Consider the following 429-nt stretch of genomic DNA (forward strand, 5'->3'; position numbering starts at 1 on the left):
ACTTCATTTTTTTATCCTTATATTGCCATAGGTTTTTATTATATCGTGGCTCTCATATGGCTGATTCCGGACAGAAGAATCGAAAAATCATTAAAAGAAAATTAATATGGAAACACACGAATATCCCAACGGCGACATCACTGTCATCTGGCAGCCCCAAAAGTGTATCCACTCGGCTGTATGCGTAAAATTGCTTCCAAAAGTCTACAATCCTAAAGAAAGACCCTGGATAAAAGCGGAAAACGCAAGCCCGGAAGAACTTAGAAAACAGATAGACCAATGCCCCTCCGGTGCATTAAGTTATAAATTCAACACTGGAAAATAATGGCGGTAACAGTAAAAGCAAGTTTAGGAAAAACAAAATATTATACAGAAGTAACAGCCGGCGAAAATCAGATCATTACTGATGAGCCGATTGATAAAGGCGGA

1 protein-coding gene is annotated in these 429 nt (G+C 38.7%); it reads left to right on the forward strand.

The window, feature by feature from the left end; all coding sequences use genetic code 11:
* The first annotated feature begins 106 nt into the window (after positions 1–106).
* Positions 107–325, forward strand: a complete 219-nt coding sequence (locus tag BBH99_RS13770) for a (4Fe-4S)-binding protein (protein WP_066696724.1) — start codon at positions 107–109, stop codon at positions 323–325.
* Positions 326–429 lie beyond the last annotated feature (104 nt).

Origin of the sequence: Chryseobacterium contaminans (assembly GCF_001684955.1) — a bacterium.
GTDB classification, from domain to species: Bacteria; Bacteroidota; Bacteroidia; order Flavobacteriales; family Weeksellaceae; genus Chryseobacterium; species Chryseobacterium contaminans.

What these genes read in the sequence shown, in the direction of transcription:
- BBH99_RS13770 (WP_066696724.1), top strand. Translation starts at nt 107, where the DNA reads ATGGAAACACACGAATATCCCAACGGCGACATCACTGTCATCTGGCAG.